This window comes from Corallococcus sp. 4LFB (assembly GCF_046520365.1).
GTDB classification, from domain to species: domain Bacteria; phylum Myxococcota; class Myxococcia; order Myxococcales; family Myxococcaceae; genus Corallococcus; species Corallococcus caeni.
Map to the genome: position 1 here is coordinate 1 of NZ_JBKGHJ010000104.1, position 19,552 is coordinate 19,552.

Annotated in this window: 22 protein-coding genes; 17 read left to right on the forward strand and 5 right to left on the reverse strand. The window is 70.0% G+C overall.

Going from position 1 to position 19,552, the window contains the following annotated elements; translation table 11 throughout:
• Nucleotides 1-60: 60 nt before the first annotated feature.
• The 3 genes from ACLEQD_RS13895 to ACLEQD_RS13905 form a co-directional block, all read right to left on the reverse strand.
• Nucleotides 61-555, reverse strand: a complete 495-nt coding sequence (locus ACLEQD_RS13895) for a hypothetical protein (RefSeq protein WP_410384294.1) — start codon at nt 553-555, stop codon at nt 61-63.
• 19 nt (nt 556-574) lie between these two features.
• On the reverse strand, nt 575-1,018 hold the full coding sequence (locus ACLEQD_RS13900) for a hypothetical protein (RefSeq protein ID WP_410384296.1): 444 nt from the start codon (nt 1,016-1,018) through the stop codon (nt 575-577).
• A gap of 426 nt (nt 1,019-1,444) precedes the next feature.
• Nucleotides 1,445-1,888 (reverse strand): hypothetical protein, encoded by a 444-nt coding sequence (locus ACLEQD_RS13905; RefSeq protein ID WP_410384297.1) that lies wholly within the window; start codon nt 1,886-1,888, stop codon nt 1,445-1,447.
• Nucleotides 1,889-2,538: 650 nt separating this feature from the next.
• Here ACLEQD_RS13905 and ACLEQD_RS13910 point away from each other — a divergent pair.
• The 17 genes from ACLEQD_RS13910 to ACLEQD_RS13990 all read left to right on the forward strand — a co-directional run bounded on the left by ACLEQD_RS13910 (nt 2,539) and on the right by ACLEQD_RS13990 (nt 18,139).
• Nucleotides 2,539-3,141 carry a hypothetical protein gene (locus ACLEQD_RS13910; protein ID WP_410384299.1) on the forward strand — a complete coding sequence of 201 codons (603 nt, stop codon included), beginning with the start codon at nt 2,539-2,541 and terminating at the stop codon, nt 3,139-3,141.
• Nucleotides 3,131-4,651: a terminase large subunit domain-containing protein gene (locus tag ACLEQD_RS13915; RefSeq protein WP_410384301.1), complete on the forward strand. Its 1,521-nt coding sequence runs from the start codon at nt 3,131-3,133 to the stop codon at nt 4,649-4,651. The genes ACLEQD_RS13910 and ACLEQD_RS13915 overlap by 11 nt, the downstream gene beginning before the upstream one ends.
• A gap of 23 nt (nt 4,652-4,674) precedes the next feature.
• Nucleotides 4,675-6,030 carry a phage portal protein gene (locus ACLEQD_RS13920; protein ID WP_410384303.1) on the forward strand — a complete coding sequence of 452 codons (1,356 nt, stop codon included), beginning with the start codon at nt 4,675-4,677 and terminating at the stop codon, nt 6,028-6,030.
• Nucleotides 6,031-6,059: 29 nt separating this feature from the next.
• Nucleotides 6,060-7,100: an HK97 family phage prohead protease gene (locus ACLEQD_RS13925; protein WP_410384304.1), complete on the forward strand. Its 1,041-nt coding sequence runs from the start codon at nt 6,060-6,062 to the stop codon at nt 7,098-7,100.
• Between the two features lie 49 nt (nt 7,101-7,149).
• On the forward strand, nt 7,150-8,061 hold the full coding sequence (locus tag ACLEQD_RS13930; RefSeq protein ID WP_410384305.1) for a phage major capsid protein: 912 nt from the start codon (nt 7,150-7,152) through the stop codon (nt 8,059-8,061).
• Between the two features lie 94 nt (nt 8,062-8,155).
• Complete coding sequence (locus ACLEQD_RS13935) at nt 8,156-8,338, forward strand: hypothetical protein (protein WP_410384306.1); 183 nt, start codon at nt 8,156-8,158, stop codon at nt 8,336-8,338.
• Between the two features lie 119 nt (nt 8,339-8,457).
• Nucleotides 8,458-8,892 (forward strand): hypothetical protein, encoded by a 435-nt coding sequence (locus ACLEQD_RS13940; RefSeq protein ID WP_410384308.1) that lies wholly within the window; start codon nt 8,458-8,460, stop codon nt 8,890-8,892.
• Nucleotides 8,893-8,977: 85 nt separating this feature from the next.
• On the forward strand, nt 8,978-9,655 hold the full coding sequence (locus tag ACLEQD_RS13945; RefSeq protein WP_410384309.1) for a hypothetical protein: 678 nt from the start codon (nt 8,978-8,980) through the stop codon (nt 9,653-9,655).
• Nucleotides 9,652-9,975: a hypothetical protein gene (locus ACLEQD_RS13950; RefSeq protein WP_410384311.1), complete on the forward strand. Its 324-nt coding sequence runs from the start codon at nt 9,652-9,654 to the stop codon at nt 9,973-9,975. Before ACLEQD_RS13945 ends, ACLEQD_RS13950 begins: the two co-directional genes overlap by 4 nt.
• Nucleotides 9,975-10,379, forward strand: a complete 405-nt coding sequence (locus ACLEQD_RS13955; RefSeq protein WP_410384313.1) for a minor capsid protein — start codon at nt 9,975-9,977, stop codon at nt 10,377-10,379. Before ACLEQD_RS13950 ends, ACLEQD_RS13955 begins: the two co-directional genes overlap by 1 nt.
• A 41-nt stretch (nt 10,380-10,420) precedes the next feature.
• Complete coding sequence (locus ACLEQD_RS13960; protein WP_410384315.1) at nt 10,421-10,864, forward strand: hypothetical protein; 444 nt, start codon at nt 10,421-10,423, stop codon at nt 10,862-10,864.
• Between the two features lie 13 nt (nt 10,865-10,877).
• The gene (locus ACLEQD_RS13965) at nt 10,878-11,336 is read left to right on the forward strand and encodes a phage tail tube protein (RefSeq protein WP_410384317.1); all 459 of its coding nucleotides are present in this window, start codon (nt 10,878-10,880) and stop codon (nt 11,334-11,336) included.
• 45 nt (nt 11,337-11,381) lie between these two features.
• On the forward strand, nt 11,382-11,819 hold the full coding sequence (locus ACLEQD_RS13970) for a phage tail protein (RefSeq protein WP_410384319.1): 438 nt from the start codon (nt 11,382-11,384) through the stop codon (nt 11,817-11,819).
• A 17-nt stretch (nt 11,820-11,836) separates the two neighbouring features.
• Nucleotides 11,837-12,049, forward strand: coding sequence for a hypothetical protein (locus tag ACLEQD_RS13975; RefSeq protein WP_410384321.1), 213 nt, complete (start codon nt 11,837-11,839; stop codon nt 12,047-12,049).
• Between the two features lie 18 nt (nt 12,050-12,067).
• On the forward strand, nt 12,068-14,866 hold the full coding sequence (locus ACLEQD_RS13980) for a hypothetical protein (RefSeq protein ID WP_410384323.1): 2,799 nt from the start codon (nt 12,068-12,070) through the stop codon (nt 14,864-14,866).
• A gap of 20 nt (nt 14,867-14,886) precedes the next feature.
• Nucleotides 14,887-15,720: a hypothetical protein gene (locus ACLEQD_RS13985; protein ID WP_410384325.1), complete on the forward strand. Its 834-nt coding sequence runs from the start codon at nt 14,887-14,889 to the stop codon at nt 15,718-15,720.
• 1 nt (nt 15,721) lies between these two features.
• Nucleotides 15,722-18,139: a fibronectin type III domain-containing protein gene (locus tag ACLEQD_RS13990; protein WP_410384326.1), complete on the forward strand. Its 2,418-nt coding sequence runs from the start codon at nt 15,722-15,724 to the stop codon at nt 18,137-18,139.
• Between the two features lies 1 nt (nt 18,140).
• On the opposite strand, the gene ACLEQD_RS13995 is transcribed toward ACLEQD_RS13990, so the two are convergent.
• Both ACLEQD_RS13995 and ACLEQD_RS14000 read right to left on the reverse strand, forming a co-directional pair.
• Nucleotides 18,141-19,022, reverse strand: a complete 882-nt coding sequence (locus ACLEQD_RS13995) for a hypothetical protein (RefSeq protein WP_410384328.1) — start codon at nt 19,020-19,022, stop codon at nt 18,141-18,143.
• 159 nt (nt 19,023-19,181) lie between these two features.
• On the reverse strand, nt 19,182-19,552 hold a 371-nt coding region (locus ACLEQD_RS14000; RefSeq protein WP_410384330.1), incomplete at its 5' end, for a hypothetical protein.

A 19,552-nucleotide genomic window follows, 5' to 3' on the forward strand; every position in this document is an offset into this window, starting at 1 on the left:
GTGGGCGCGCCCCCGCCGTCACGGCGGCGAGGAGCGCCAGGGTAGCGAGGGCGGAGCGCATCACCCCTCCCCGCCGGCCGGGGCGACGCCCGGGGGGCACTTCTCCTGCGCCGCCTGGGCGAGGCTGCACGTGGCCGCCACCTGCACCACCGGGCCCGAGTCCACCAGGGGCTGCTGCAGCACGCCCCCGGCCAGCACGGGAGGCGCGGCCACGGCCTGCATGGGCTCCGGCAGCAGCTTGCCGCCAAGCAGCGCCAGCAGGCCACCAGCGGCGAGGGCCCACGGCTGCGCGGACGCGGGCAGCGAGGTGGCGAACCGCTCCAGAAGTCCCGAGGCCACCAGCGCCGCCGGCACCAGCGTCTTCGGCAGCAGAGGCGTTCCGGCGGACCACGAGGGCGCACGCCAGCCCAGGCCACCCAGGAAGAGGGCGACGCTGCCGAGAGCGGAGGCGGCGGCGGCGTACGGTGCGGGCAGGTACTGGCCGACACCGAAGAGGGCAGCACCCAGCGCGAGCGCCAGGGCCACGAGGTTGGCGGGGATAAGGGGCTTCAGCATGACGTGTGGCTCCTTGGGACTACGGGTATTCGCGCACCACGCGAGGGCGCGGGGCGTTGACTCGCTCCAGCACCACGCGGACGTCTGTGGCGATGGCGCGCGTCTGGTCACCGACGGCGCGGAGCTGCTCCTGGAGGCGCACCAGCGCCTCATGGTCGGCGGCCCGCGCGCGTTCCTGCTCGCCCAGCCGGGCGTTGAGGGCTTCCTGGTCCTGCTGTCGCTTCCGCTCCGCGTCGGTGCGCTGCTCTTCCACGGAGGTGGCCACCTGCTCCACCCGCGTCGCGACGCGGTCCACCTTGGCCTCGACGAGGTCCGTCCTGGCGGTGGCGCCGTAGTAGGCCGCGAGCGCGCTCCCGCAGACGGTGCACGTGAAGACGACGATGCCGGCCACCAGCTTGCCGTGGTTGAGCCATCCCTCCAGCGACGGAGACTGAGCAGGCGGTGATGTGGGCGAAGTCGTCACGGAACCTCCTGCGGAGCCCCGGTGGCGAGGACGAGGGCGGCGCCGAACTCAGGACACATGGGGGGCATGCCCGGACAGAAGGGGCGGCGTCATCCGGGAGCGCGTGGATTGCGCGGCTCGGCTGGCACCCACGGCCGCCACGCCCACCGCGCGGGCGTGCCCACCACCACGCGGGCGAAGCGCGCTCCGTCCGGGTCCTCATGGAAACCACGCGGGAGAACGACGCCGGCCGGGCACTGCGGCACTGGGCACGGCAGGTCCAACGTGAGGCGGGCAGGGCACGCGCAGGACGTCACGGGTTGGCCCTCCACCTCAGCGAGCGCCACACGAACCGCAGGCGCCACCACCAGGAGAGGTGACGAGGCGGCCGCATTCGGCGCACGGGCTTGCGGTCTCCACAGGGCGGGTTCATCAACCGGCGCTCGGTCATCGCGCGGACTCCGCCTCGCGGCCGTCTGCATCCCATCCGTACCAGCCGAGGTGGAGGCGGCCGATGCCCTCCTGTGCGCGCTCCGGCTCCACGTGGTCGTTGACCAGCAGCCCATCCAGGAAGGAGGCCACGGGGTACAGCGCGCCCACCTCGCGCCCCTCGTGGTCTGTCACCGTCATCCGCCCGCGCGGCTGGGCGCTGCGCACGACCGTGCCAGGGTGGCGCATGCAGTGCAGCTCGAAGTACCGGTGCTCGTCTCGCTCGGCCAACTCGCCATCGACCAGCACGTGGCGAAGGAGGATGCCGTCGCGGGGATGGGCGACGCTGACCCGGGCAATCTCCTGCCCCTGAGCGTCCAGGACCCGAGCCACGAGGCAGGAACAGCCACACGGAAGCGGAGTGCCCAGGCTGGCGTAGTAGGTGGCGAACGAGTCGAGCATGCCCTGGAGAAGGGGCGCGCAGCGTGCGGCGCTCAACCGCGCTGGCGCTCACCCCGTCCAGGGACCGGCGTCGCTCGGCACGCGGGACCGCGCTGGCCCTGGCGCTCCCGCGACGCGACAGCCTCGCGCCGGCGACACTCCTCCGAGGTCTCCAGCCGCTCAGCGCCGAGACGAGGCGAGCAGTTCACGGACGCGGGGTCCGAGACGTGCGGCCGAACCCGACGGAGGTGCGGCGGGAACGACGGCGCTGACGCACGGGCGCGACGCGAAGTGAACCAACGAAGGAGGGTGGCGCGGAGAGGCACGCTCCAGTGAAGGGGCGGCGCTGGCACGCAGATTGACGGCAAGGGTCGTGCCACGGCGGCAGGGGGCATGTAGGACATGCGGAATTACAGTGACGTTGAACACGTCTACCCCCCCGGGGTGGAAAACCCAAAATGTAGGATAAATTTTGGATTGCTCGGCGCGCTGCAATCTTGCGACGCGGATTCTCCCGGAAAATCCCGGCGAACTCTTAGACGACCCCCTGTTTTTTTGGGGCCCTGGGCGTTCCCGGCGGCCCGTGGTCACGCCCAGCGCCGTTGCGCGTGGGCGCGGCCGCCTCGATGCCCTCGCGCGCTGGCGGCCCCTTGGCGCCCCTTCTGGAGGGGGTGTCCCGGCATCGCGACCAGCCTGACGACGACGGGGACTCCGGCAGCGAGGCGGTGACGCTGCGCCCGCTGGACACGTACCTTCCCCTCAAGAAGCCCGGCCCGGAGTCGACGCTGACGGAGCGGTTGGGGCTCGCCATCTGCCGCCGCATCGCCTCGGGACGGACGCTCCGCGACGCGGCGGCGAAAGAGGGCACCAACGAGGGCGTCGTCCAGGGCTGGCTCACCCGGGCGCGCGCTGCTGTCGCCGCGTCGGAGGAGAACCTCTACACGTGGTTCCTCGTCGAGTACGAGCACGCTGCGGCCCACTTCCGGGCAGCGCTGGAGGACACCGTCCTCGACAACATCGGCAACCGGCAGCTGAACGAGAAGTTCATCCGCTGGCGTCTGTCGGTGAGCGACCCGAAGAACTACACCGTGCCGCGCGAGGCCGTCGCTCCGACGGGCAACGGGCTGGGCCCGCTCTTCGAGCTCATCACCCCGGACGAGGCGCGGGCGAAGCTGGACGACAAGCTGGCCACCTTCATCGCCCAGCACCAGAAGGCCGAGGCACTGAAGGACGCGCCGCCCCCGGCGCCGTCCGAGGACGACGATGGGGAGTGACGCGGGCGTGGCGCAGGCCGGCGAGTCGCTGCTCGAAGGCATCCCCGTCATCACCGCGGACACCCGCGGCCACCACTCCGTCATCCAGCTGGCGGCCCTCGCGGCCTTCGATTCGAAGGGCATCACGGCGGGCGTCTCGGGGGCGCTGGCGCTCACGCCCCAAGAGCTCGTGCTCCTGTACTACGAGCACCGCTACTGGCTGCGGCCGGTGCAGCGTCCGCCCGACGTCTTCCGCACCTGGTTCTTCATGGGCGGGCGCGGCACCGGGAAGACGTACGCGGGGGCCGCCGCAGTCATCGACGAGGCACGCGCGGACCCCGAGGCGCGCATCCTCATCGTCGGGCCCACCTACTCCGAAATCGTGAAGAACCAGCTGGAGGGGACGAGCGGCATCCTCACCATCTCCCCGCCCTGGTTCTTCCCGCGGCTGGAGAAGTCGCGCCGCCGCCTCGTGTGGCCCAACGGCGCGCAGGCCACGTGGCTGCCTGCGAAGAACGCGGACAAGTTCCGCGGGCACCAGTACACGTTCATCTGGGCGGACGAGCCCGTGGCGTGGAAGGGCGACGCCGTCGCCGTCTACAAGGAGTGCCGCGCCGTCAACCGCCTCGTCAGCTCGCGCATGCGCGCGCGTGGCCTGTCGGCGCGCATGGTCATCACGACCACGCCCGCGCCGACGGTCCTCTTTATGGAGATGTTGAGCGACCGCGACGGGCTGGTGCTCGCGCGCAGCTCCACGCTGGAGAACCTCGCCAACCTGGACCCGGCATACGAGCGCTACGTCCGGCGTGTGATGCATACGCCCGAGGGCCGCCGCGAGTTCATGGGCGAGCTGTCCTTCGACCTCGACCCGGCCCTCTACCGGGGCGTCAACTGGAACGCCTCGCGCATCCACCCGAAGAAGGCGCCCAAGGAGTACGACTACATCGTCGTCTCGGTGGACCCGGCCACCGGGGAGAAGAAGGGCGCGGACATGCACGGCATCATCGTGCTGGGTGTGCGCCTGGAGAAGGACGGGCTGGACCACGTCTACGTCCTGCAGGACGCCTCACTCCGCACACCAGAGCCCGAGGTGTGGGCCCGGGAGGCCGTGAAGTGCTTCAACGCCTGGGCGCCCCTGGCGAAGAAGCGCAGCAACGGGAAGCCGAACGCGTGGGTGTTCGCGGAGAGCAACACGGGCGGCTCCATGGTGAAGAGCACCATCCGCACCGTGGAGAAGGTGAAGGTGCTCACCGAGCGCGCCATGCAGTCGAAGGCCGAGCGCGCGGCCCCCGTCTCCTCCTACGCGAAGGCGGGCCTCGTCCACATGGTGGGCAAGCACGACAAGCTGGAGGCGCAGCTCGCGAAGTTCACCGGGCAGGAGGGCGGCCACGCGCGAGACGACCGGGCGGACGCCTTCGCGTGGCCCATCTACAAGTACGTCATCCCGAAGCGCCGGAATGTGGGTGCCGCCGGCCGCGCCCGCGGGACCGAGGACGCCGTGTTTGAAGAGGTACCGGACGGCGAGGAGTAGCGCCCCGCCCCTTCTCTTGGGGCATGGCCTCCCTCTACCGCCGCGCCCTCAAGGCCCTGGGCTTCCTGCCCACCCGTCGGGGCCCCCTCGTCCACGGCCTGCCCATCTTCTCGTTCTCCCCGCGGCGCGGCAGCCGGGAGGTGCTCGCCGCGTACCGGGAGAATGGGTGGCTGCGCGTCGTCGTGGACACGGTGGCGGATGCCGTGGCGACGCCCAGGTGGAAGGTTTACAAGCGCGTGGGCGGGGGCCTGGCCAAGTCCGGCGCGGACCCCCGCTGGCGCAGCTCCATCACGGCCGAACGCCGGAAGGCCCTCACCGACGGCGTCCATGCCGGGGAACTGGTGGAGCTTCCCGCGCACGAACTGCTGAACATCCTCGACGCGCCGCACCCCCAGATTCCCGGGCGCGAGTTGCTCAAGTTGATGCAGCTGCACCTGGACCTGGTGGGTGAGACATTCCTCTGGCTCCGCCTGGGCGTCGACGGGCGGCCCGTGGGCTGGGAGGTGGTGCCGCCCCACTGCGTCTACCAGACGCCCCAGCCCGGTCGGCCTGAGTTCCTCCTCTCGTACAACCAGGCGCACGTCTCGGTTCCGGCGGCGCACGTGCTGTGGCTCAAGCACCTGGACCCGGAGAACCCTCACGGGCGCGGCGCCGGACGCGGGCTCGCCGTCGGCGACCAGCTGGACACGATGGAGGCCATCGACAGGAGCGCGAAGTCCGTCTTCGAGCGCGGCGGCGTCCCACAGGCCATCGTCGGCATGGACTCCAAGAAGGAGGGCGTCGACCAGGAGGAGGCGGCGGAGGACCTGGAGAAGCGCTTCAACGAGGCGAACCGCGGCCCGGACAACGCCGGGAAAATCTGGTTCGCGCCCGCCGGCGTCACGCTCGCCCAGGTGAACGTGAACTACCGCGAGTTGCAGGCGGAGGAGCTCGCGAAGGGCCAGCGTGCGTACGTGCGCCAGACGTACAACGTGCCGCCGGAACTGGTGGGCGACCTCTCCAGCAGCAACCGAAGCACGAGCGAGGACGCGACGTACCACCTGGCGGAGCACGCCGTGGTGCCGCGCCTGGAGTTCCTCCTGGCCTACTTCCAGCTCCTCCTGGTGCCGCTCGTCGACCGGGACGCCATCCTCGACTACGAGGACCCGCGCCCACAGCAGTGGGAGCGCGTCTTCCGCCTCATGACGACGCCCATCACCGAGGGCTTCTTCTGGAATGAGGTGCGCGTGATGGCGGGCTTCCAGCCGGACCCCGAGCTGGAGGGCGTCCGGGGTGCGCCGCTTCCAGGCGCTGGCGGCGGGAACAACGTGGCGAGCGCGGGCGCGAACGCGACGCCGGATGCGCCGCGCGACCGGCGCGGTGAAGAGGGGCGCGTGTAGCGGCGGGTGGCCGGCCCTTCTCTCCGGACATGCGCACCCTCTCCATTCGCCGGAAGCTGCTCGACGGCACTGCCCCCACCGACACGGGGACGCAGGCGCCGGTGTTCCAAATCACGTCCACCAAGCTCGACCGGCACCGGGACCGCATCCTCGGCATCAAGGCCGACGGCACGGAGTTGAAGAGGCCACTCCTGTGGAGCCACAACTCCTGGGAGCCCGCCCTCGGCAAGGCGCACTGCTTCCAGGAGGGGGGCGTCTGGATGATGGAGCCCCGCTGCGATGGTATCGGGAAGCTCTCCCAGGAGGTGGACGCGAAAATCAAAGCGGACACGCTCGACGCGTGCTCCATCGGATTCATCCCCGTGGATGGATACGACCCGGTGCCGAACACCGAGGGCGGACTCGACTTCCCCCTGGTGCACCTCGTGGAGGTCTCCATCGTCAACGTGGGAGCGAACGAGGACGCCGTCCGCATTCGCTCCATGCCCGGGCAGGCGAGCGCCGGTGACCCGTTGGCGGTGGCAGCGCTGAACGCCGTCGCCACGGCGACCGCCACCTTGGCGGCCGTGGTCACGAAGATGGTCGGGACCAAGGACGCCAGCGAAGAGGAGCCGGAGGAGGAGCCCGCTTCTGCCGAGGGGGCGGGCACCGAAGGCGAGCCGGGCGAGGAGGAAGAGCCCGAGGAGATGACGCCGGAGGCCTTTGTCGCGGCCCTCGTCGCGCATGCCGAAGCCGGCCAGGCGCTGGCGTCGGCGTTCCTGGACACGGAGCCCGAGGACGAGGAACTCATCGCCATGGCCGAGTGCCTGCGTGACGGGCAGCCCATGGACATCGAGGCCGCGAAGGCGTGGCTCGCGCGCGCGGCCGAGGACGACGCGGTTGCCGAGGAGGAGCCCGCCGAGGGCGCGGGCGCCGCCGAGGACAAGATGGACGAGCCGCTCCCGGAGGAGGAAGCGAAGGCGCTGCGCGCGCGCGTGCGCAAGGCGTTCGGCTTCACCGTCAAGCAGAGCCTCGACCTCTCGCCGCGCGACCTGCGCGGGTACGCCGCCCTGGTGTCCGCCAGCGCCTAGGGCCAGCCCTTCTCTCCCCTCAACCTCTTACGCAGTCCGGAGCCAGCCCATGCCCCCGAAGCCGAACGCCACCGCCGCTGCGCCCGCCGCGCCGGCCATCCCCCCCCACCTGCAGGCGGCCGTGGATGTCGCCGTCACCAAGGGCGTCGAGGCCGCGCTCGCGTCGCGCCCCAACCCCGCCCAGGGGCCGCTCGTCACCGGCGCGCGCGACCTGCAGATTGACCTGTCGAAGGATGACCGGCAGGCGCGCCTGAATGCGGCCCTCGGGCTGAAGATGAAGCAGGCGTACCTCAAGCAGGCCAAGCACTTCGGCCGCGGCAACGACGAGCACTTCAAGGCGCTCGACGCCTTCCTCGTGCGCGTCAAGGCCTCGGGCCAGTTCGCCGGCGTCTTCGAGTCCGGCGGCGCCTTCACGCGCGAGACCGTCACCTCCGAGCTCGTGGAACTGGCGCGGCCGAACTCCATCCTCCTGGCCGCCGGCATCCGGACCATCTCCGGCTACGGCGCGCGCCTGACGATGGGCACCATCAACGAGGGCGTGAAGGTGTACTGGGTGGCCGAGGGCGAGCCGGCCGCCAACTCCACCGTGAAGGACGGGACGCTGGTCCTCACGGCGCACAAGCTGATGGCGCTCGCGCGCATCTCCAACGACCTGCTGCGCCTGTCCGCCATCGACGCCGCGGCCATCATCGGCGCGGACATGGCTGCCGCCATCGGCCTCGAAGTCGACACCACCGGCTTCAAGGGCAAGGGCCCGAAGCGGCCGAACGGAATCCGGAACCAGATGGACCCGGCCGCGCGCACCACCACCGCCGGGACGACGGCCGCCAACAAGGTCACCGACACCGACGGCGTCATGGGCGCGGTGGCGAAGGCCAACATCCCGGGCGGCTCAAGGCCAACAAGGGGTTCTACTACTCGTCGACGGACACCTTCCTGTCGCTGCGGCAGCCCGCGATAACGCGGGCTGGCTCTTCCCGGACCTGCGCGTCGGAGAGAGCCCGACGCTCAACGGCTTCCCCTTCTTCTACTCGGAGACGCTGGCCGACGACGGGGTGCTGGGGTTCGGCCTGGCCAACCAGCTCATCCTCGGCGAGGCGCTCCCGCTGGAGACGACCATGGGGGAGAACGGCACCGACTTCTCCGCGGACATGGTGACGATGCGCGGCATCACCGAGGTGGACTTCCTGCTGCGCTACAGCAAGGCCTTCGCCGAGAAGACGAGCGTCGCGTACTGATGCTGTGAACCGAGCGGGCGGCGCAGCACAGGCCGCCCGGCTTCCTCTCCGCACGTCGTCACGGCGGCGCGCCCCTTGAAGTCGAGCGGCCTCGCGCCGCAGAAAGAGAACTCCAACCGATGATTCCCCAGAACGTTCACGTCGGCGCGTACGTCTCGTGCGCCAACCAGGGCCTCGCGCCCGCCGCCCAGGCCGCCGGCACGCGCAACGGCAGCGCCATCGACGTGTCGGCCTTCCAGTCCGGCGTGCTGGTGGCCAACCTCGGCGCCACCACCGGCACGCCCACCACGACGAGCGTCACCTACTCGCTGGAGTCGAGCGCCAACGGGACGGACGGCTGGACCGCCGTCGTGGACCTGGACAGCGCCGCCCTCCAGGTGGTGACCACCGCGGGCAGCAAGGCGGTGGAGCTGGACTTCAACCTCCAACTGCTGAAGGCCGACCACCCCTACCTCCGCGTCAAGGAGGTGGTGGCCTTCACCGACGGCACCACGCCCACCATCGTCACCGGCGTGGTGCTGGTGCTCGGCGGTGGCCAGCGCCTGAGCGTCTAGCGCGGGCACGTACTTCCCCCTCCACGTGCCCGCCGGGCCGGGGCGGCCTCGCGCTGCCCCGGCCCTCTTTCTGTCCGAGGTGCCCATGCCTTCCGCTGTGGACCTGCTCACCGTCGACCAGTTGCCCCTCAACGTCCGCGATGAGGCGGAGCCCACCACGCTCGCCTTCCTGCTTACGGCCGCGTCCGAGGCGCTCGCCAACTACGTGGGCTACCCGCTGCACAGGCGGACTGGCGTCGTAGAGTCCGTCGCCAGCCAGGGCGGGCGCTACCTCTTCCTGGCCGCTGGCGCCGTGCGCGAGGTGGAGCGCGTGGAGGTGTGCGGCGTCGAGGTGCCGGCTGTGCACTACGCGCTGGAGGTGGGCACCAGTGGCGTCAGCATGGGGCGCGTCGTGTCGCGGGGCGCGCCCTGGCCCTTCACCGGGGAGTACTCGCCGGGCGTTTCGCCGACGCCGCAGCAGGCCGTCGACACCGGGGAGGTGCTCGTCACCTTCACCTCTGGCTGGGTGACGCCCGGCCAGGCGGCGCTGGACCCGGCGCTGACGGTGGACCTCCCCACAGTCATTCAGCTGGCGGCCCGCATCGTCGTCACCGCGTACAGCCACCGCGACGGGATGGACTGGGATGTCACCTCCGAGTCCATCGGCGGGACGTCCATCGGCTACGGCGCGGACTCCATGCGAGGCGGCCGGCCTGCTATCCCCCTCGCGGCCCTCGCCCTTGTCGACAGGTACCGCAAGCTCCAGCGTCGGGTGGGCCCGTGAGCCTCCTGGGCCACCGCTTCCGCCAGCGCTTCGGGCTCGCTCGGCGGGTGGGTGTCAACGACCGCGGGCAGGAGGACTTCGCCACGCCCGTCGAGCACGCCTGCCGGTTCGAGGCCAGCGTGCGACGCATCACCACGCTGGACGGCACGGACGCCACCACCGAGGCGATGCTCTTCACTAGCGTGGAGGTGGCGCCCGAGGACGCCGTCTGGCTGCCCGGCACCACGCCGGGCGACCTCAACACCCGGCGTCGCCCGCTGAAGGTGACGCCCTGCTTCAACATGAGCGGGAAGCTGGACCACTACGAGGTGGCCGTCTGATGGGCGCCGAGCTCCGCGACGTCGAGCTGGCCGTGGCCGAGGTGTTGGCGGCGGCCGACCTGGGTGTCTCCCGGACGTCGTCTCCGCCCAGCCTCTACCGGGGGCCCTGGCCCGCGTCCGCGCCAGCGCAGGTGGTGGCTGTGCGCGAAGTACAGGGCGACGCGCCCGAGGACTACGTGGGCGCGGGCCGCAGCTACCTGCAGCCGGACGTCCAGGTGCTGGTGCGCGCCCTCACGTACGCGGATGCCCAGGCACTGGCGCGCAGGTGCTGGAGCGTCTTGCACCTGGCGGCCGTGCCCGGCTACGTCTCCTGCCGCGCGCAGGGCCAGCCTGCGTACCTGGGGGAGGACGGTAAGCAGCAGCACCGCTTCGCCTTCACCGTGACGCTGGGCTACGCAGCCTGACGCCCACCGGCCGCCCCTTCTTCCTGGGCATGCCGGTCCGCGTGACGCTCGACATCGCCCCGCTCCTCAAGCTGCGCCGGCAGCCGGAGCGCATGCTGAGCAGGCTGGAGAAAGCCTGCTATGCGACCGTCCGGAACGCGCTGGACCTCTCCATGTTCGACGTGCCGCGCGGGGACAGGACGCCGGACTACGACGAGAACGGCAACGAGGTGGCCGCGAAGCGACACGAGCGCCCACTCTCGGAGACCGGCTTCCTGGACGGGCCCGAGTACCACATGGACCGGCGCCTCTCCGTCACCTGGGTGGCCGGCTACGCGCACCACGCCGCGGGCGCCATCCACGAGGGCGTCCACTGGGACCGCGACACCGTCAACCCGGAGCCGCACTTCCTCAAGAAGGCCTTCCGTCGCAGTCGCACCATCGGCCGCAAGGGCGTGAAGAAGGCCGTTGAGCAGGCATTGAAAGAGCTGTTTCCACAGACGTGAAAGGAATTGAGACATGGCCGGAGAGCCGGAAGTCCTCTATGCGCAGCGCATCCACTTCACCACCTTGTCCACGACCACCCTCGTGAACCTGGAGGACGGCACCGTCGAGGCGCCCGCCACCGAACTGGACGGCATCAGTGAGTGCACCGACAGCACTGCCGTCGACAGCGTGGACACGAACTACTTCGGCAGCGGCGGCTACAAGCGCAACGCCGCCACGCTGCGGGGGCTCACCCTCAACGTCAGCGGTCATCGCATCGCCGGCAACGCCGCGCAGGACCTGATGGAGACGCACATGCAGAACGGCCTGGTGGGCTACCTGCACATCATCAAGGACGCGGACGCGATGGCCGGCCAGCGCGGGAAGCGGTACGCGGTGAAGGTCATGTCCTTCGACGGCGGCGGCCCGTCCTCCGATGTGAACAAGCTGACCGTCTCGCTCATGGGCCAGGGCGCGCCCGTCGCCATTTAGCCGCCCCTTCCTCAGCCCATCCCAACCCCACCGGAGAACGCAGACATGACCGACCCCACCACCATGCCCACCGCCATCGACCCCGACGACTTCGTGCCCGTCACCGTCCCCGCGTCGCTCAAGCACCGGCTCCTGGCGAAGAACCGCAAGGTGCTCAAGACGCTCGACATCGACGGCGACAAGGTGCACGTCGTCAAGCCCACCCAGGGCGACCGCGTGAAGGTGCTGGAGGCGGCCAGGGAGGCCGGCGAGATGGGCGACGACGACAAGCCCACGACGCCGCGCAACGCCCTGCGCATGGTGGCGCGCATCGCGGTGTGCCTGCTCTACGAGCCGGCAACGGGTACCCCCATCTACAGCACCTCGGACCTGGATGCGCTCACGGATGCCGTCTGGCTGGAGGACGTCCAGGAGGAAATCCAGAACGCCTTCGCCCCGAACATGAAGGACGTCCGGGGAAAGTCCGAAGCGACCCCGAGCTAAGGCTCCTCTACGGGGTCGTGAAGCTCACAGGGCAGTCTCCGGACGAGGTGCGCGCCTGGGACCACGAGGACCTGCTGGGGCTCCTCGCCTACTGCGAGTTGGAGAATGAGGAGATGGAGCAGCGCACCAGGAGCGCTCCACACGCGGCCGCGCCGTCCCGCCGGGCAGCCACGGGCGGGCCCACCACCAACACCACCATCTACCGCTTCGGCCCGAAGCCGAAGCGGTAGCAGCCCTGGAGTCCTGCCGTGGCCCTGAAGGTTGGAGACCTCTACGTCGCCGTCACCGCGTCCATCGGCGAGGCCGTGGCCAACCTCGGCAAGTTCGTCAAGAAGGTGGAGGACACGGCCAAGAAGGTGAAGGAGGCGGCGGAGCCCGTCGGGAAGATTGGCGCCGTCGTCGCGGCCGGCATCGGCGGGGCCGTGCTCGCCGCGTCGAAGTCGAACGAGCGGCTTGCGGCGGAGGTGGAGCACATCCAGGAGGTGCTCTACACATTCGCCGCGGAGGTGGGCGACCTCTTCATGCCGCTGGTGCGCAGCATCGGCAGCTTCCTGTCCAACCTCACCGCGCACTTTCAGCGCCTGAGTCCCCAGGCGAAGCGTGCCGCGGCCAGCCTCGCGGCCTGGACGGCAGGCGTGGGCCTGGGCATCGGCGTCGTCGGCAAGCTCGCGGCCACCGTTGAGGGCCTGGCCAAGGGCTTCGGGCTCGCGCTCCAGGGCGTGAAGGCCGTCATGCCAGTCGTCGCCAGGCTGGGGCCGGTGCTGAATGGCATCGGCCCGGCCGCGACGAAGGCGTGGCAGGCGCTGCAGGCCATGAAGAGCGTGGACGTCGGCACCGTCATGTCCAAGCTGTGGACGTCCCTCAAGGGGATGGCGCCCACCATGGAGGGGGTGAAGGCGGGCCTGGGCGGGCTCGGCAAGTCCATGGTCGAGTTCGCGAAGTCCACGCCGTCCATGCTCTCCAGCGTCGGGAAGATGCTCATGAGCTTCGGCGCGGCGGCCATCCCCATCCTCGCGGTAGCGGCGGCAATCACAGCCATCGTCCTTCTGGCAGGCGTCCTCTACAAGAACTGGGGCGACATCAAGCTCATTGCCAGTGAGGCGTGGGGCGCGATGAGCGAGTCCCTTGCGCAGATGATGGGGGGCCTGGGCGAGATGGCGGACAGCGTCGCCGGCTTCTTCGTCGAGGCGTTCGACGGCTTCGGCAACTTCGTCAAGAGCATCGCGGAGCGCGCCCTCAGCTTCGTGGCCTTCTTGGTGCGCGGGAGCGCGCGCCTCGTCAAGCCGCTCGTGCAGGCCGCGAGGATGAAGGAGACGGAGAAAGCCCTCACTGTGCTTGAGGGGACGACGGGAGAAAGCCTCGCCGCCGGCATCACCGCCGCCCTCAATGGCGGTGCCACCACCATGGCCGCGATGACGCGGCAGCTGAAGGCCGCGAAGGACGAGCTTGGGAAGAGCGTCATGGCCACCGTCCAGGACGCCGCCAAGGCCGTCGGCGAGGGCGTCGGCGTCGTCAAGGACGTGGCGGGCGTTGGGCTCAGCGACGCGATGAAGGGCGTCAAGATGATGCTCACGGACATCTCCAGCGCTACCGGCATGGACGAGATGAAGGGCAAGCTGGCGGAGTTGATGTCGTGGATGAATGGCACCAGCGAGGCGCGCATCCGCCAGCCGGGCGACTTGAATGGGGACCTCCGGCGGAAGGGCTACGACCAGCTCCAGTCCTACGCGGACGAAGCGGCGAAGCGCGAAGCTGACCTGGGCGCGGCTGCCGACGAGGCGAACGCGGCGAAGTCGCTGGAGGCACTGGCCAACGAGGCGGGCCGGGCGGAGGAGGAGCTGGAGTGGAACCGCGACCGGTCGGCCGAGGCGCGTGAGGAGCTCGCCGCCGCCGCGCGTGCCGAGATGGAGGCCGCCCAGGAGGCGAACATCTCCATTTGGCAGGAGGCCCAGCAGCTCGCCGAAGAAGCGAAGAGGCATGTGGGCGCGGCGATAGCGTCGCTCCTCGATGGCTTCGTCTCGCGCATGGGCGAATTCGGCCAGCTCTACAACACGGCGACGCAGGCGTTCAAGGATGGCGGCTGGTGGGCCGCGCTGGTGGCAGTCATCGGCGAACTGGTCATGGGCTCCGACCAGATGGCCGAGGCCATCGACGTCCTCAACGGCGTCATTGGCATGCTGAAGGACCTCTTCGGCGCCGCCGCCACCGGCCTCGACACCGTCATGGGTGCGGTCGGCTACCTGGTGTCCGTCGTCGTGGACGCCGTGCAGCCGACGATGGAGGCCATGGGGAAGGCGATGGAGAGCATCGCCCCCATCATCGTCCTGGTGGGGATGGTGCTGGAGATGCTCGCCCCCGCCTTCGAGGCCATCGGAAAGGCCACGGCGTGGCTGCTCGACAACGTCCTCAAGGGCCTGTTCCAGGTGCTGCGTTACGTGGCCATCGCCATCCTCTACGTCATCAAGGGACTGGGCTCCGCGTGGAACGGCATCGTCTCGGCCGTCCAGTGGGTGTTCCGGAAGCTGGGCGACATCAGCATCCTGGGCGCGCACCCGCTCGGCTTCCTCAAGGGCTGGGCCAACAGCATGGAGTCCGCGAAGGTGGACACGGAGTCGCTGGCCCGGAGCATCCAGGAACTGGAGGGCCTCACCTGGGAGGCAGCCATGGCCAAGGCTCGGGAGACCGCGGAGGTGCTGAAGAACCGCGACGCACTGGAGGACGTCAACGAGGCGCTCACCAACGTGCCCGACCTGTGGAAGGTGGCCCTCCGGCGCTTCGACGTGCAGGACGAGCAGACGGGGCCGAACACGCCCACGGGCGGGGACACGCCCGCGCCGTCCACGCCTCCCCCGTCGCCGTCGGGCGGGGACACGGTGACGGCACCCGAGACCTCGCACGCCTCCCCGCTCAGCATCGCCTACAACATCGTCGGCTTCGACATTGAGGAGGCCATGGCGAAGGCGCAGCAGAACGCCGAGGACATCCAGCGGCGCTTCGGCATCCGCCTCTACGGGACGTCCGCCGTCGTCGGGCCGCGGTACGCGTAGCCGCTGGAGCGGCCCTTCTGGTGGACATGCCCTATCTCACCCTCAGCGGTATTGAGGTGCGGTGCTCCTCGTCGAAGGGACTCACCCAGAAGCCCACGCACCTGGGTCCGCGCGTGCGCACCTTCAGCGGGTGGGCGATGAGCGGCACCCGCTCGCGCGTCTTCACCTGGTCCGCCGGTACCCCGCCCATGCCGATGGCGGAGGCGCAGGCCCTGCGCCGCCTCATCGACGGTGACGGGCACAGCTGGGACTTCGCGGCTGCTACCGCCAACGCCTTCACCTCCAGCAAGGGCGCGGTGCTCGCGAACTCCAACGGCGTCCCCCAGGCGGGTACCGCCATTGCCGGGCGCTGGGGCTATGGCGCGCTGTTCCTCAACCCGGGCGAGGAGGTGGAGTGGAGCGTCGGCACGCGCCCGGAATGCACCGTCGGCTTCTGGGTTCGCGCTGGCGTTACGGGCCCGTGGAGCCACGTCGTCGCGCGCTTCCAGTCTGACGTCCTCTACGTCAACGGCAGCGCGGCGGGCATCGTCGACGACATGGAGGGAGAGCTTGGGCTCTCCGTCTCCGTGGCCGACGGTGGGCTGCGCGTCCTCGCCGCCGCCGACGTCACGGTGAGCGACCTCGTCTACCTGCCCTACAACGTGCCGGCCGCGTGGGTGCCGCAGTGGGCCGCCGCGACGGCGCCCTTCGGCCCGCTGCCGTACCACACCGCCGACGGCACGGGGTTGCCCGCTGCCTGCCGCGTGCTGGGCCAGGCGCTCGATGCGCAGCCGGTGGAGTACGACGAGGACGGCGGGCGGGTACAGGGCCAGTACATGGACTTCGAGCTATGGCAGCAGCCAGAGGACACCTGACATGCGTACCCTTTCGTCGGCCGAAGCGGCGGCCCTCACCTGCACGGCCGGCTTTGCCTCGCACCTGCGCGTCTTGGTGCTGCGCGGCGCCGTGTGGACGGACCTCTCCACGTTCCTCTCGGGGGACTACCTGCTGGGCGCGAGCTGGTCGGACAGCGTCGAGGCGCCTGTGTCCGACGCCTCCGTGTCGGTAGTGCGCAACGGCCCGGACGGGCAGCGCCTCAGCCTGTCCCCCTTGGTGGTGGGCAGCCTCCTTAACGCGGAGGACGGCACCTTTCAGCCGCTGCTGCGCGAGGGCGCGTACTTCCGCGTGGAGGTGGCGACGGTGCCCTTGGACACGCGCCGCAGCAGTGTGCCCTCGGGCGCCTGGCGCGAGGTGTGGCGCGGCCGCATCGACGAGGTGGACGCCGGGGGGGATGAGCTGCGCATCACCGGGCGTGACCTGGGTGGGTTGCTGCAGGACACCTGGGCGGAGGTGGAGCGCCAGTATGGGAGCACCGCGGGCACGCCCGTGCAGTCCGTTATCCAGTCCATCCTCAACGACAACGGCATGAGCAGCTACGGGCTGTACACGCCCGTGGACCCGAGCAGCGTGCGCGGGCCCTACCTCCAGCAGCGTGAGCCCCTGCTGGACGCGGTGCGCACCCTGGCGGAGCAGATTGGCTGGGACGTGCGCATGCGCTGGCGCGAGGACGCGGGCGCCTTCGCCCTCACCCTCTGGAGCCCGGACCGCCTGACGGACACGCCCGTCGCCACCTTCGGCCCGGACAACGTGGAGGAGGTGGGCGAGCTGAAGCGCAACCTGGAGCACATCCGCAACGTCGTCGAGGTGGTGTACTCCGACAAGGCGGACCTGGACTCCACCGGCGCGAAGAAGCGCAAGACGGTGACGTCCACCAACCCCACCAGCGTCACGCTGTACGGGCGCCGGTGGATGCAGGTGGCGGAGGGCGCGTCGTCGCTCATCGACACCCAGGCGGAGGCGCAGCGCCTCGCGGACGCGGCCATCGCCGACTTGTCCGAGTCCGCGCTCGGCATGTCGCTGACGCTGCCGGGCATCCACTGGTACCTCCAGGCGGCGGACCTGGTGCAGGTGCTGCCGGACGGCGTGCACTTCGACACCGCCCAGCAACTCGCCATCGTCTCCGCGGACTTCGAGTGCGCCTCCTCGGGCGAGGCGCGCACGAAGCTCCAACTCCAGGGCCGCCCCAGCACCAGCCGCGCGGCGTGGATGGAGCGCGACGCGCGCCCCGGCATCGCGGCGTCGGCGCCCTTCACCGGCCCTCCGGCTCCCACGGGGCTGACGGTGGCGAACACCGTCAACGGTTTCAGCCTCGCGTGGACTCCGGCGGCGACAGGAGCGCCCTGGGATTCCTACGAGCTGCACGTCAGCAGCACGCCCAGCTTCACGCCCTCGCAGGCGACGTTCCGGGCCACCAGCCGCGCGACGCGCTTCGAGGTGGCGGACCTCGTGGCGGGCCGGGAGTACTACGCGCGCGTCATCCCCCGCGACGTGAAGGGTAACGCGGGCCCGACCAGCGCGGAGGTGACGCTCGCGCCCCGGTATGTCGCGCCGTCCATGCTCCTGCCCACGGTGACGTACGCGATGCTCCCGCTCAACGCGGACTTCGAAGCGCTCAGCGACCCGAATGCACCGCCGGATGGCTGGGGTGTCTCGGGTGGCGTCTGGAACGTGGATGCTTTTGACACCTCCACGACATCCAACGTCTTCTCCGGCGTGCGCGCAGTGCGCCTCGCGCCGACGCTGGCCGCCACGTTGCTAGCGTCGCAGGTGTTCAGCGTCCGTCCGACGGACACGCTCGTCCCCAGCGCGATGGTCCTTGGTGACGCCGCTGACGCAAGCTCGGCCTACAAGGCCATCATGCTCATCCGCTGGCTGACGGCCACGTTCGCCTTCGCGGGCGCGGATGTCGTGGACGAGGTGAACCTCGGCGTTGGCAGCGCGTTCTGGAACGAGCTGGGCCGGGGCAAGACGGTGAAGGCGCCCGCCACTGCGAAGTACGCCCAGGTGTTCGTCGGCAAGTCCATCGCGGCGCCGTACACCTGCTACGTGGACTCGGTGCGAGTAGTGATTCAGCCGCCCGCGGAGACCCCTGTGGAGGCGGCGCTGATTGCCGCGTCCGGGTGGGTGAGCATCGGCGCCCCCCGTGGCCCCACATACTACAAGAACAGCTCAGGAGAGACCTGCCTCGGCGGCGGCATCAAGAGCGGCACCATGGGTAGCACGGCGTTTGTCCTGCCCCCCGGGTACCGCCCGGCCACTGAGCAACGTCAGCCTGTGGACTGCGGCGCGGTTTACGGCCGCGTGCGCATCACGTCCGACGGCGCCGTGACGCCCATCTCCGGGAGCACGGCGGAGTTCAACCTCGACGGCGTGAGGTTCCGCCAAGGGGCTTGAGTCACAGCCCTTGCATGTCCTTTTGCGCTAGGTCATCAGCCTGCTTGACCATCAAGCGGGCGCTTGCGTACACCACCTGCACCCGGACACGAGCGCCCATCGCCTCGGCTCTTATTTGGATGTTCGTCTCGCCAGTCATCCATGTGGACGAAAGCTTCACGAAGCCAATCTGGAGCGACGCGCCCTTGCTCATTGTTCCGCGCAAGAACTCACTCGACCATGTCTCGGAGGTCGTCCTCGGCTTGCCGTACTTCCGCACCAAGAGGGAGTGCAGCTTCTCGTAGTCGGCAAGATACTGGTCGCCTGTGGAGCGCAGCTCGTCGGACAAAATCGACACGGCACTCAAGGCGTCGTCAACGAACATGAACACATGCAGGGTCTTGAGCCCGGCTGTCTCGGATGCATAGGCCAGCATGGCTTGCTCTGGCTGTGCCTTGGGAAAGAGGCGGCTCACCTCGCTGCGAGACATCCCCCATCGCGACTCAAGATAGCCTTCGGGACTTCTGTACCCCTTGGCGGTCCTGTAGAAGTCGAGATTTGGAGAGCCATTCGCAAGGAACATCGGCGTTCCATCCGCAGCCTTCGGTCCGTCGGACTCGGCGACCGCCGGCTGCGCGGCATTCGCGTCCGGACTGTTGCTCACCGCTGGCCTGACCGCTGACGATGTCGTTGTACCGTTGTCGCCTGAAGCCAAATACAGACGCGTCACACCTGGCTCGTCATAGACGACGGAGCCGCCCGGCCGGACGTAGAGGCGAGCTTGGCCCGGTTGGTCGTAGACGACGCCATCGGCATCAAAGCCCTTCGCTGCGGCGCCTTGAACCCCGAGTGACTCGACAGCAGCGACAGCTACAGCGACCAGCAGATGCTTGACCCTTCGCATGGACGTCCCCTCCTGGAGCCCGGAGAGCGTACCGCGTGACGCTCGGGCCGCGCCCACGTCAGGCTCCCGGTCATCATCACCCTTCGAGGCGGGGCAGGCGTGACCCTGTCATGGAGAGCGCCAAGGTCGCACAAGTGGGCTACGCAATGATGCTGACCGTCAGCCGCACCGGGTGCACTGGACATGCCACCGGCGCCGGAACTTCGCGCCGCGCTGCGTCTCCTCCAGCCGAAGAGAGCCCTCGCGCGGTGGGACGTGGGCGCCACACCGACAGCGGCCCGCCTTGAGGTTGGGGCGTCGGCCCTGGTTGGCGCTCGCGCACGCCAGGTGCCGCGTCCCGGTGGCTGCCGTGTAGGCCACGTATTCGCCCTTGAGGATGCGCCCGCCGCACCCGGCGGCGGTGCACGTGCCCGCCTTCTTCGCGACGATGGTGGGCATGGCTACGCCCCCGGTGTCGACGGGGCGGTGGGGCTCCACCGCGGCGAGCCCCAGGCCCAGCTGCTCGCCCTGGCTTGCCGGGCGTGGACGGA